Source organism: Limnobaculum eriocheiris, assembly GCF_021010575.1.
Classification (GTDB): domain Bacteria; phylum Pseudomonadota; class Gammaproteobacteria; order Enterobacterales; family Enterobacteriaceae; genus Limnobaculum; species Limnobaculum eriocheiris.
The window spans coordinates 1-10,948 of sequence record NZ_JAJNAG010000066.1 but is presented as its reverse complement, the minus strand read 5'-3'; the positions used below and the strand labels follow the sequence as shown (position 1 = coordinate 10,948).

13 protein-coding genes, 1 tRNA gene and 1 pseudogene are annotated in these 10,948 nt (G+C 40.0%); 9 read left to right on the top strand and 6 right to left on the bottom strand.

Annotation, left to right across the window (positions count from 1 at the left end):
• The 3 genes and pseudogenes from LPW36_RS16775 to LPW36_RS16765 form a co-directional block, all read right to left on the bottom strand.
• Positions 1-253: hypothetical protein (locus tag LPW36_RS16775; RefSeq protein WP_230611655.1), on the bottom strand; the 253-nt coding region annotated here is incomplete at its 3' end.
• Positions 246-458, bottom strand: a pseudogene (locus LPW36_RS16770) (Arm DNA-binding domain-containing protein); the annotation flags it as partial. The pseudogene LPW36_RS16770 and the gene LPW36_RS16775, both read right to left, overlap by 8 nt.
• Positions 459-631: 173 nt before the next feature.
• Positions 632-708, bottom strand: a tRNA-Arg gene (locus LPW36_RS16765).
• Positions 709-1,592: 884 nt separating this feature from the next.
• Between LPW36_RS16765 and LPW36_RS16760 the strand changes: the two genes are divergently transcribed.
• A complete protein-coding gene (locus tag LPW36_RS16760; RefSeq protein WP_230611653.1) occupies positions 1,593-3,416 on the top strand; it encodes a chitinase in 1,824 nt (607 codons plus the stop codon).
• Positions 3,417-3,523: 107 nt separating this feature from the next.
• Here LPW36_RS16760 and LPW36_RS17800 read toward each other — a convergent pair whose 3' ends face one another.
• Positions 3,524-3,655, bottom strand: coding sequence for a hypothetical protein (locus tag LPW36_RS17800; protein ID WP_268991788.1), 132 nt, complete (start codon positions 3,653-3,655; stop codon positions 3,524-3,526).
• Between the two features lie 1,018 nt (positions 3,656-4,673).
• On the opposite strand from LPW36_RS17800, the gene cspE reads away from it, so the two are divergent.
• From cspE to LPW36_RS16735, 5 genes are all read left to right on the top strand, one after another.
• On the top strand, positions 4,674-4,886 hold the full coding sequence (gene cspE / locus LPW36_RS16755; RefSeq protein ID WP_108899827.1) for a transcription antiterminator/RNA stability regulator CspE: 213 nt from the start codon (positions 4,674-4,676) through the stop codon (positions 4,884-4,886).
• 436 nt (positions 4,887-5,322) lie between these two features.
• A complete protein-coding gene (locus LPW36_RS16750; protein WP_230611651.1) occupies positions 5,323-5,583 on the top strand; it encodes a putative hemolysin in 261 nt (86 codons plus the stop codon).
• Between the two features lie 375 nt (positions 5,584-5,958).
• The gene (gene alkB, locus LPW36_RS16745) at positions 5,959-6,612 is read left to right on the top strand and encodes a DNA oxidative demethylase AlkB (RefSeq protein WP_230611649.1); all 654 of its coding nucleotides are present in this window, start codon (positions 5,959-5,961) and stop codon (positions 6,610-6,612) included.
• Between the two features lie 173 nt (positions 6,613-6,785).
• Entirely contained in the window at positions 6,786-7,160 is a 375-nt protein-coding gene (locus LPW36_RS16740) for a DUF805 domain-containing protein (RefSeq protein WP_230611647.1), read from the top strand.
• A gap of 57 nt (positions 7,161-7,217) precedes the next feature.
• Positions 7,218-7,406 (top strand): hypothetical protein, encoded by a 189-nt coding sequence (locus LPW36_RS16735; protein WP_230611645.1) that lies wholly within the window; start codon positions 7,218-7,220, stop codon positions 7,404-7,406.
• A 76-nt stretch (positions 7,407-7,482) separates the two neighbouring features.
• Here LPW36_RS16735 and copD read toward each other — a convergent pair whose 3' ends face one another.
• Positions 7,483-8,364, bottom strand: a complete 882-nt coding sequence (copD, locus tag LPW36_RS16730; protein WP_268991787.1) for a copper homeostasis membrane protein CopD — start codon at positions 8,362-8,364, stop codon at positions 7,483-7,485.
• A complete protein-coding gene (gene copC / locus LPW36_RS16725; protein WP_230611643.1) occupies positions 8,364-8,744 on the bottom strand; it encodes a copper homeostasis periplasmic binding protein CopC in 381 nt (126 codons plus the stop codon). Before copC ends, copD begins: the two co-directional genes overlap by 1 nt.
• Positions 8,745-9,150: 406 nt before the next feature.
• On the opposite strand from copC, the gene leuE reads away from it, so the two are divergent.
• The 3 genes from leuE to LPW36_RS16710 all read left to right on the top strand — a co-directional run bounded on the left by leuE (position 9,151) and on the right by LPW36_RS16710 (position 10,664).
• Entirely contained in the window at positions 9,151-9,795 is a 645-nt protein-coding gene (gene leuE / locus LPW36_RS16720; RefSeq protein WP_230611641.1) for a leucine efflux protein LeuE, read from the top strand.
• 196 nt (positions 9,796-9,991) lie between these two features.
• Positions 9,992-10,372 (top strand): hypothetical protein, encoded by a 381-nt coding sequence (locus LPW36_RS16715; protein WP_230611639.1) that lies wholly within the window; start codon positions 9,992-9,994, stop codon positions 10,370-10,372.
• 58 nt (positions 10,373-10,430) lie between these two features.
• Entirely contained in the window at positions 10,431-10,664 is a 234-nt protein-coding gene (locus LPW36_RS16710) for a YceK/YidQ family lipoprotein (RefSeq protein ID WP_230611637.1), read from the top strand.
• Positions 10,665-10,948: the final 284 nt, after the last annotated feature.

Sequence of the window (10,948 nt, the reverse complement as noted above, 5' to 3'; positions counted from 1 at the left end):
CAAGTTTATCTGTGGAAAGTCTCTTCTGCAGTTTTTCCCACTCTTTTTTAAAGCCAAACTCAGCGGCTTTTTCTGGTGTAAGAACCAGTCTGGTCTTCGGGCCCAGACTGGTCACTTTATCCGTTGGAGGTAAGGCAATCTCTTCCCAGCCTTCACTTAATAACCGAGCTTTTTCCCGAGCGTTATAGGCATCACCTCTTGGATCCCCTGTGGTGCCAGAAAAATCACGATACTGAGGTTCAGTAAGCTTCATCCCGCCGAGTGCGAGCATCAGCCAAAGATATTTCAGGATAGACGCCTAAGGCCAGTAGTTTTTGTTTGCTTCCGAATCGGTACTGTAGCCGCCAGTATTTGGAGCCGTTGGTATGCACAAGCAGGTGCATACCCTCGCCATCAGTGAGTTTATAAGCTTTGCTGCAAGGCTTAGCTGTTCTGACTTTTATATCGGTCAACGCCATGATGCACCTCTGTTGGTACAGACTTGATTGAACGAGATTATACCACCACTTATACCAACATTATGTTGTTGATGGTGATTGATATAGGGTTAGTATCAGGGAGTGAAAATCCGTCCAACTATCAGTTTTTAAATGGGAAAAGTGACTTTAGTTGATATGGGTAGATATTGAAGTGGCGCCCCCAGAAGGATTCGAACCTTCGACCTACGGCTTAGAAGGCCGTTGCTCTATCCAGCTGAGCTATGGGAGCGTAAGAGATAACTACAGCTAAAACACCCTCAGGTGTTCCAGTGGGGTCGAATTATACGGCTCTTGTGGGTTCAGTCAATGGCTTTTGCGCGTTAATTGGGGTGGAATGGTGTTTTCATCGCCACACTGAATATAACTTAACCAATTTTCATACTTTTCATTATATTGCAGCGTCTGAAGGTACGCAGTGGAATAGCGGGTGAAGCAAGGCAATCAGTTTTAAAATCGATCTTTTAATAAGTAAAAGTCATATTTTCAGGAAGGTTGTGACCAGACATTCATCATCAATGAAAATAGTACTAAATTTTAATATGAGTATCATAGAGTTAATTTATTGCATTAAATATAATGGCAGTGACAGTCAAAATTTCATTAATAATAAAAAACAGGCAATGCAATGTTTTATCTGTCATTTGAAAAGAGAGCTATTCAGGAGGGTGAGATAAGGTTGGTATAAACCAACTAATACATTAAATAATCAAATAAATATAAAATTATAAAGTTACTTTATTAAGGTTGTTTTTTAAATTAATTTTTACTTATTGTTTTTATTGGTTTTGTTTTGTACTTTGGTAAATAGCTCTTAACTATAAGGCTAGGGAAAGAAAAATATTGTGTAACATACTTTCACTGAATTTGTTATTTTGTTAGTTCATTCAAAAAATTTATTATGATTTTTTGAATGTTTAATTTCACATGTTTTTGTTTCATAAAAGGTATATATAAAAGTGGGGCTTTTTGAATAATGAAATCTCATTTGTTAAAAAATAATTATTAATTAAATAGACTAAATTAATAGTGTTACTTGATGTTGGGTAATCAACTGCTCTGTATGTTTATTTATTAAGGTAAGGGGTAACACTATGCATTTTAAAAAAAATAAAAATGATAGGAGGACTTGCTGCTGCAATAGTATTCAGTACGTTCTCCGCACATGCAGTACTTCAGGTCAGTAGTACTGCCGCACCGTATACGATCAATGCCAGCGATTTGGATAAAAAAGAGAAGGAACTGACCAAAGATCCATTAATGCAGAAAGTGAAAGAGTCTATACGTACTGCCAGTAATGATGTTGTGGAACAAATTGCAGCGGGGCGTTCTTCTAACCCGGAGAACGTAAAGCGGGTAGAGAAGATTATCTCTCCGGAAGACTGGAACTATCTGTTTCCTCTACGTGCACCAGAGTATACCTATGAAAACTTTTTGAAGGCTATTGGTAAGTTTCCTGCAGTGTGTGGAACCTACACTGATGGCCGTGATTCTGATGCTATTTGTCGTAAGGGACTGGCAACCATGTTTGCCCACTTTGCTCAGGAAACTGGGGGCCATGAAAGCTGGAGGCCAGAAGCGGAATGGCGTCAGGGGCTGGTTTGGTTACGAGAAATGGGGTGGAAAGAAGGGGATCCTGGTGGTTATAACGGGGAATGTAATCCGGAAGTATGGCAAGGACAAACCTGGCCCTGTGGTAAAGATAAGAATGGTAAATTCCTAAGTTATTTTGGCCGGGGAGCTAAACAACTTTCTTATAACTACAACTATGGCCCGTTTTCTGAGGCAATGTTTGGCGATGTTCGCCCATTGTTAGATAAACCGGAATTAGTTGCTGATACCTGGTTAAATCTGGCCAGTGCGGTTTTCTTCTATGTTTATCCGCAACCACCAAAACCAAGTATGCTGCACGTCATTGACGGAACCTGGCAACCTAATGCCCATGATAAAGAGAATGGGCTGGTACCAGGATTTGGTGTGACAATTCAAATTATTAACGGTGGCGTGGAATGTGGTGGTCCAACTGAAATTGCCCAATCCCAAAATCGTATTGCTTACTATCAGCAGCAAACTAAATATTTGAAAGTACCGATTTCCGGCTCAGAAGTGCTTGGATGTAAAAATATGAAGCAGTTTGATGCGGGTGGTGCAGGGGCTTTACCAATTTATTGGGAACAGGATTGGGGATGGAGTCCTGATACGCCAGACGGTAGCACCTATGCTTGTCAGTTGGTTGGATATCAGACACCATTTACTGCCTTTAAAGAAGGTGATTACAGAAGGTGTGTGGAACATTTCTTTAATGTGAAGGTTGTTGGTGGTGATGAACCGACACCGACACCGACACCAGAACCAACGCCAACTCCGGAGCCAACACCAACACCGGAACCAACTCCAACACCAGAGCCAACCCCAACTCCAGAACCGGAACCAACACCGAATGCGGCACCTATAGCTGTTCTGAGTGGACCTACTGGTCCGGTAACCAGTGGCGCGCATGTTGTATTGAATGGTGCTAACTCCAGCGATCCTGATGGGGATAAACTGACTTACACATGGATTATACCTGATGGACAAACTATCACAGGTGAAGATAAACAGAGCCTGTCATTTGTTGCTCCGGAATTAACGGAAGGAAAACAGTATCAGTTCACTTTAACCGTGACTGATGGAAAACTGAGCAGTGCAGCAGAATATACATTGACAGTAACGCCAGCGGCTAAACCTGAGCCGGTACCTGATCCAACACCATCCGGAGATACGGGTAAGTATCCTGCCTGGACAGCGAAAAAGACCTGGAAGCCAGGTGATTTTGCAACCAACAAAGGAAAAACATATCAATGCCGTCCATTCCCGAATGGGGCATGGTGTAATGTTGCTCCAGCTTATTATGAACCCGGAGTTGGTCTGGCATGGGAAGATGCCTGGACTAAAAAATAAATTATCCGGATAGTCATAATCCAACCTTCACGCCAGCAATCTTGCTGGCGTGAAATTAAAGGCTATTTGATGGGTGCAATAAGTTAGAGGGAGTATGGTGTTATGCTTTAAAAACTGATTCCGGTACCAATACCAATGTTGGCGCCGGAACTTCCTCCAGCGCCACTGACGCCTGTACCCTGATATGAAGAACAGGCTGTGAGTAACAGGATCAATATCACTGGTATTATTTTCTTCATCTGTTTTCCTCAAATTAGTTACAAGGTTTTGTTGTGCGCTTTTGGTTTCTGTCGTGAGTCAGATGTTGCGTAGATTTTGTCATACCATCGGTTGCCGTGTCATTTAATCATTTTGAATTGTTTAGTATTAGGGTGAATTGGTACAAGGGCGGCACTTTAATCTGGGGTATGGTGGAAATGTGTTTGTATTTCAACAGGATAGTTAAATGGTAAAATTGCTTTTTTGAGTGTAAATATTGTCTGTTTTCACCGATAGAGATGCTAATAAGAGATAATTGTTAATAATTTCAAATGAATAAAGTTAGCCAGGGCTGTTCTCCCTAATCATATTATGCTTCAAGTGCTCTATTCTGACATTGAGTTAGCCCGTTTCAGTATTAGTTTTGGCTGATGATAATAAGACAACGCCGGAGAAGCATGATTAAATAAAAAAACATCCCCGTCAGCGGACAGGGATAATCATCTTGGTATCTAAATTTTTATTATTGTAATCGTAGTAGTGACATGATGAATGCCGCTTTGATTACAATGACATATACCCGTTCGAACACCAAATTAATAATAGTGATAATAAATTCATTTTGTTAAGCACATCTTAATTCTGTGATAAATAATAAACAGGAAAAGCAGATGACTTCTATTGGTTGCGTATGAAGCTTTAAAATTTAACTTTTATAAATTTATCGTTTAAATTCAATACAATATTTTTTTTTTGCTTTTTTGACCGGATTTCTCTCACTAATTAACGCGTTGTTCATTTATCAATGCCAATTTTTAATGACAAAATATCAGCGTAGTGAAAATAAATGATTGTGTAATCCTGATAAGTGTGGCTTAATAGTCGTCGGTTTGTAGTACAGACCTATTTATGTATAGTAATTTAAAGCAGTTCGCCATTTAGCGTTATCTCTGATATCACTTCTTCAAGAATTCCTTCTAATTAGTTCCCATAAGTAAAACTGACAAACAGACCATCAAATAATTTATGGTAATTTAATAAGAGTTAGAGGAATACACGATGTCTAATACAATGACTGGTTTAGTAAAATGGTTTAACAGCGATAAAGGTTTTGGTTTTATCTCTCCTAAAGACGGCAGCAAAGATGTATTCGTACATTATTCTGCTATTCAGGGAACAAACTTCAAAACTTTAGAAGAAGGTCAGGAAGTATCTTTCTCTATCGAGAATGGTGCTAAAGGCCCATCAGCGGTTAACGTTGTTGCTTGCTAATCAGCATTCCTGACAGTTTGTTATGTTGATTGACCTTATGGGTTAACGTTTAATAGATTGTTAATAAAAGCCTGGGATAAATGCCCGGGTTTTTTTATGCTAAAAATTCCTCACTTTCCCCATAAAATCACCGTGTTTTAATGCATAAAAAGTCTAAAAATAGTGCCTGATTGCGGTGTTTTTAGCACAACCTATCTGTCATCCGTTGAATTATCGAGCTGTGTTTAAAAAGTAAAAATAATTTTGATAACAGAAAATCATCCGAAGATGAGCACCATAGGGGGTAACTGTTATGATTAAAAAATTAACAATGATGTTATATAAGCTAATAATCAGTCAGCAATAATTGATGATGTGAATTATAGTTATTAATGTCTTGCCAGCCCGGGCTGGTGTTCTACCAGCTTGATAGATATCAGTGAATAGGAGTCTGTTGATGAGAAAAATGATAAACCTGACATGTATTGCATCAGGGCTATTTGTTGTCGCACTGATACAAGGTTGTTCCAGTGGTTCAAAAACAGAGGATGTTGCTGCCATTGGTGGGCAGGGAAACCCGGCTGATACATATTGCACCAGCGTTGGCGGTAAAGTTCAGCCAAGGCAAAATACAAAAGGTAGTTATTCTGTCTGTTCTTTTAAAGATGGTTTACAGCTCGATACGTGGGAACTTTATCGCCTCAATCATAAAAGCTGATACCGGTTTACCGTATGGATGTAACAATCTGGGTGGGTATCGCCTAAGGATACCTTAAATTTGTTATTGACTTGAGTAATCGTTATGTATTAGTTTATATAGCGATTGAGCGCATCCTCACCGAATGGCTTAATTAGATGTACTGTTAAATTGCTCGCTTCGCCCTGATTGCCATCAGGGCTTTTTCTTTTCTGTGTTTGACCCAAATTATCCGTTGTTTATTTGATATTCGGAGAACCTGTCCAGTTAAACTGTGGTATCAAACATAGAGCCAACCGTAGCGGCAAAAATTCCTGTGCGGCAAATATAGGGTAAATATTTTTTTCAACATGTTAAAGTTAAAGCGTTTCATCAGGAATTTGAGTAACCATAATCATGACATTTGATCTGTTTGAACATCTTGAGCCACCTGAGGTGGTTCGGGAGAATCTGGCACCCGGAGCAGTGATTTTACGTCATTTTGTTCTACCGCAGGCCAGGACGATATTAGCGCAGGTCGCTGCGGTTGTTAAATGTTCACCGTTTCGCCATATGACCACGCCCGGCGGTTATGGAATGTCAGTCGCAATGACTAACTGTGGCGATTATGGCTGGGTAACGGATCGTCAGGGATATCGTTATAGCGACGAAGATCCACTTACCGGTAAACCATGGCCACCGATAGCATCATTGCTTTACCAACTGGCAGTAGCGGCGGCAGAACAGGGTGGCTTTTCTGATTTTCAGCCAAATGTTTGTTTAATTAATCGTTATGCTATTGGGGCAAAGATGTCGTTACATCAGGATAAGGATGAAAAGAATTTTACCTATCCTATTGTTTCAATGTCGTTTGGTTTACCTGCCGTATTTCAATTTGGCGGACTTTCCCGTAGTGATACTGTACAAAAATGCTTGTTGACTCAAGGGGACGTGGTGGTTTGGGGTGGGGCTTCACGTTTGGCCTACCATGGCATTCTGCCGGTAAAAGCGGGCCATCATCCGGATACGGAAGATTGTCGTATTAATCTTACCTTCCGCCAGATTGATTAAATGGGGCGCTTTACTGACTTAATGAGTAATCGCAATGAGTTAAATAAGCCTTTTTTAAGTTGATAACGATGATGATTTACTGAATGGCAATATTCAATTCCTGTGTAACTGACGTATATTAATTGCTGGTTGTGAAGATAAGGAATGAAGCTAATTAACTCAAGGGTAATAACGTGTCAGATATATTCAATGCCTGGCTAAATGGATATAAACAAATTTTTGACTATAGCGGTAGGGCGAGAAGACGTGATTTTGCTTGGTTTCTGTTGTTACAGTTAGTTTTCTTTTTTGTAGCAGCCAGCGTAACCAGTATCCTGTTTGGCAATAGCGGGATAGTTACCGAAACCGTAGCTTGTGTGTTGATGATGGTAACGATATTGACGACGTTGTCGTATAACGTAAGACGTTTACATGATTGTGGTCAGAGTGGGTGGTGGTGTTTCGGTTACCTGATTTTGGCCGGAGTATTTATCGTTGCTTCTCTTATGCTTCGACCAACAGAGGGTAGTAACCGATATGGTCAGGACCCCAGAACTGCAACTCATTAATTTTGCACTATAATAAGAGTGCTGCTCAAGGTTGCTCTTTTATTACAGGTGTTCCAGATGGCCGGTCTGCCCTTATTAATGTTTATCATCTTTCCTGCCGCATTGGCGATGTTGATTCGCTTTTTTTCCCGGCTGGCGGGTAAACCGGTTCAATTTTTGCCGATTTTTTTATCTCTGGTAATCATCAGTTTTTCTTTGTCAGTGGCTTATGTGATGTATCACTATGGCTTTCATCACCCCAATTGATCTCTGCGCAGGAATTCACTGCTTATATTGAAATACACACAGCAAACAGAACCATGAAATTTTAGTATAACCGCTCTCAGATTGGAGGAAGGGTAGCAAACAAGCTGACTAACGAAAGTACAATAATACCCAGCGCGATCTCCAGTCCGGTACAGAATAAGAAATATCGTATGGCAGAACTGCCTTGCTGATTTATTTTGGGTACCAGTACATAACGGTTATACAGCGCAATCATAACCATTATCATGACCAGAATAACTTTGATGCCGAGCAGTTGCAGATAAGCAGATGACCAGTCAGTAGGCCAGCGCTGCAAAATAAGTATGGTATTGATGATACCGGTTAAGATTACCAGTATAACGGCCAGATGGCCGATGAGGGAAAACCGAATTAATGTCTGTACGGCATCGGAACGATACGGCTTAACGGACAAATAGCACAGGCAAACCAGTAGAGGAATAAGAGTACCCAGCCAGTACCCTCCGCTAATTAAGTGTAGTGCGTGGTTTGTTCGGTGTAACCAGCCGAGAATTCCGCTATGTAACGTGACATGACCGACAAATCCTAGCGAGATTAATAGTAGCAAGGCTAGCAGAGTAATCAGATTAAAACGCCAGTAAAGGGGAAGAAAAAGACAAAAGGTGGCGATTAATGTAAATATAATCTGCCAGCGCCATGCCTGACCAAATGTGGTCGAGAGAACATCTGCAATAATCTCTCCTTTGATCGTATCTGACCAACCCTCTCCCATTAAGCCACTCTGTATGAGGAGTAGGCCTGTCGATGTTATCAGTGCGGTCAGTAGACTATAAGTTAATAATCTGCGGAGATCGTACTGAAGTGATAAACGAAATTTTCCATGACTTAAACAGCTGACAAAAACAGCGATACCAAATAGCAGCATCACCGCAGCAAAATGCAATAATCTGAAAAGGATATAGAAGGTATCCAGACTCATTAATCTGGTTTTACCATAAATTGATATTTGCCCTTGGTTCTATGACCATCAACAGAAACGACGTGCCAGTTAACGGTATATTGCCCTGCCGGCAGCGGTGTTTTTAATGGGGCTATCAAGCGGGTACTATCGGTAGTATCCAGAAATAAGTTATCAACGGGCATCATTTGGTTATTTGAGTCGAGTAACTCTATTTTGCTGAATTTTACTTCGATACTTTCAGAATATTTTAGCGAAACTTCTTTTGGTGAGGTCGTCAGGACACTTTCTGCTGCGGGCGTCTGTTGCTTCAGATGGGCATGAGCCAGTACTGAGGATGGGGTTAAACTGAATAATAAAATTAACAGGGAAGTAAACAAATGGGGAGAACGAAAACGCATAGCTTTAACCTCACAGGTAAGAGACTCAACAATAGAACAAAATATTAACATTCTTCGTTTTGCCTGTATAGAATTGATAATAATTCTCATTGATTGTAAATCAGGGTGTTCATAAAACATTCCATAACTATCCAATAAATCGCTATTTATTTTTTAAATAAGCAATAATTCTTTTTTATCTGCAATGAAAATTAAATTGGTATTTAATTCTTATTTTTATGGTTTATTTATATATAGATAACTGGCTTTTGGTTTTTATTTGGGTTTAAATTCTCTTCATTGAATTTGATTTTGGTTTATTTGTCTGTATATTCTCCGATAAGGCAGTTGATGATTATCACTTAGATAAAGGCAGAACTGAAAGTTAGTCTGGGCGAATTTTCTGTGTGGTGGAGCGAATACGAAAATGCTTGAAGATTTTGGTGTAATAAACCTCTGGACTTACGTTATCGGTGTTATTTTCATTACATTGATTCCCGGACCTAATTCTATTTTTGTTCTGACCAGTAGTGCAAAACATGGTGTAAAAGAAGGGTATAAAGCTTCTTTGGGTGTTTTCCTCGGTGATGCCACATTAATTTTTCTGGCGTTTATTGGCGTTGCTTCACTGGTTCGGACATCGCCACTATTTTTTAGCATTGTTAAATATGCAGGGGCAGCCTATTTACTCTATCTGGGCGGACGCATTCTCTATACGACGTTAATAAAAAGGGAAGGGCATGCGATAGAAGAAACGCCAAAAGCAACCAAAGAACACACTTTCAGGAAAGCGCTGTTATTAAGTTTGACCAACCCTAAAACAATTATTTTTTATGTTTCATTCTTTGTACAGTTCGTTAGCCCTGACTATCCCAACACGGCGATTCCTTTTTTTATTCTTGGGAGCATATTAGAAGCCTTTAGCATGTTGTATCTTTCCGTATTGATTTTTGGCGGCGCTACATTGGCCTCTGTGTTTAGCCAACGTTACGGGTTGGCTAAACTATCTAATGGATGCATTGGTACACTATTTCTGGCATTCGGACTTAAGTTAGCATTAGCGAGTTCTTAATTTTAAAACGCATATGAATATTGGGTGCCAGTTCTCATACATCATGGGAGCTGGCATTTTTTGTTAATAAATTGAAAGTCTGCTTGAGATGAGAGAGGTAAGCTGATATCAAAGATAAATGCGTTGGATAACGGGATGTTATCTGTGTAGCAATCTCCGATAGCAGAGAATCAGCAATAGAAAGGGAATGATTAACATGAAATATAATATGCAGGCATTGTTAGCCGTTATCGCTTTTGCGGTGATGTTTAATTTGCCAATGGCGCAGGCAGAAAGCTATCAGGTATGTGTGGATAAATATACTGATACTTCCGGTAATCGCACTGCATCTCTTAGTGACTGTCATGGTAATGATTATGTTATCCGTCCGCAATCCATGAGATCGGGCTCCGTTGTTTCAGGATCCGATCGCCGGATGTATTCTTCCGACGGAGCGCGTTCAACTGCTCGTTATCAGGTGGATGAGTCATCTTATGCCAATGACCGTTGGTGTGATGATAGTGGATGTTATCGCATTAAAAATAAACGTAATCTCTGCGTACTGGAGGTGACGGGTGAGTTGGTTGACTGCAATTAGTTTATCGGGGTTGATGGTCTGAAGGCTTAAAGGTTTAACCGAATGGAAGAGGATAGTCATGGTGAAGAAGATAATGGTAGTAGCTATGCTCTCTTCATTTCTTTGTGGCTGTGGTAGTTTTGCCAGTCGATTTGAAGCGGGATATCATGACGAGTATTATTCTGGTGTGAAATATTCGGTATATCAGGCTAATAGAGGATATGGAGTTTATTATCTTGATGTGCCTTTTTCTTTTATCTTCGATACGGTGATGTTACCGGCCGATCTTATTCGCATAGAATCTACTCATTAACTGTTTATAGAATGTACGTTTAATTGCGTGGCGGAGTAAGAGGATTTATTTCGGACATATTCTATTTTTTCACAAATGTATTGTTATGAGATTGATAAATAATTTTATACTAATAGTAAAATTATGGCTAAGACTCATCCTTTTTAGCCGCTTATGTGCTGAGGGATCCCCACAAAATCAGCGCTAATAAACCAACACCATACTCTGGTAGGTTTTGGCGAGATGTCAGATAAGAAATTACCCGCCGCGATTTAATACTGTTGGCCTGGTATCTCAGATGCAAC

Bases quoted from the DNA above. Each gene is read 5' to 3' on its own strand.
- LPW36_RS16760 (WP_230611653.1), top strand. From the start codon at position 1,593: ATGATAGGAGGACTTGCTGCTGCAATAGTATTCAGTACGTTCTCCGCA.
- LPW36_RS17800 (WP_268991788.1), bottom strand. From the start codon at position 3,655: ATGAAGAAAATAATACCAGTGATATTGATCCTGTTACTCACAGCCTGT.
- cspE (WP_108899827.1), top strand. From the start codon at position 4,674: ATGTCTAATACAATGACTGGTTTAGTAAAATGGTTTAACAGCGATAAA.
- LPW36_RS16750 (WP_230611651.1), top strand. From the start codon at position 5,323: ATGAGAAAAATGATAAACCTGACATGTATTGCATCAGGGCTATTTGTT.
- alkB (WP_230611649.1), top strand. From the start codon at position 5,959: ATGACATTTGATCTGTTTGAACATCTTGAGCCACCTGAGGTGGTTCGG.
- LPW36_RS16735 (WP_230611645.1), top strand. From the start codon at position 7,218: ATGGCCGGTCTGCCCTTATTAATGTTTATCATCTTTCCTGCCGCATTG.
- copD (WP_268991787.1), bottom strand. From the start codon at position 8,364: ATGAGTCTGGATACCTTCTATATCCTTTTCAGATTATTGCATTTTGCT.
- copC (WP_230611643.1), bottom strand. From the start codon at position 8,744: ATGCGTTTTCGTTCTCCCCATTTGTTTACTTCCCTGTTAATTTTATTA.
- leuE (WP_230611641.1), top strand. From the start codon at position 9,151: ATGCTTGAAGATTTTGGTGTAATAAACCTCTGGACTTACGTTATCGGT.
- LPW36_RS16715 (WP_230611639.1), top strand. From the start codon at position 9,992: ATGAAATATAATATGCAGGCATTGTTAGCCGTTATCGCTTTTGCGGTG.
- LPW36_RS16710 (WP_230611637.1), top strand. From the start codon at position 10,431: ATGGTGAAGAAGATAATGGTAGTAGCTATGCTCTCTTCATTTCTTTGT.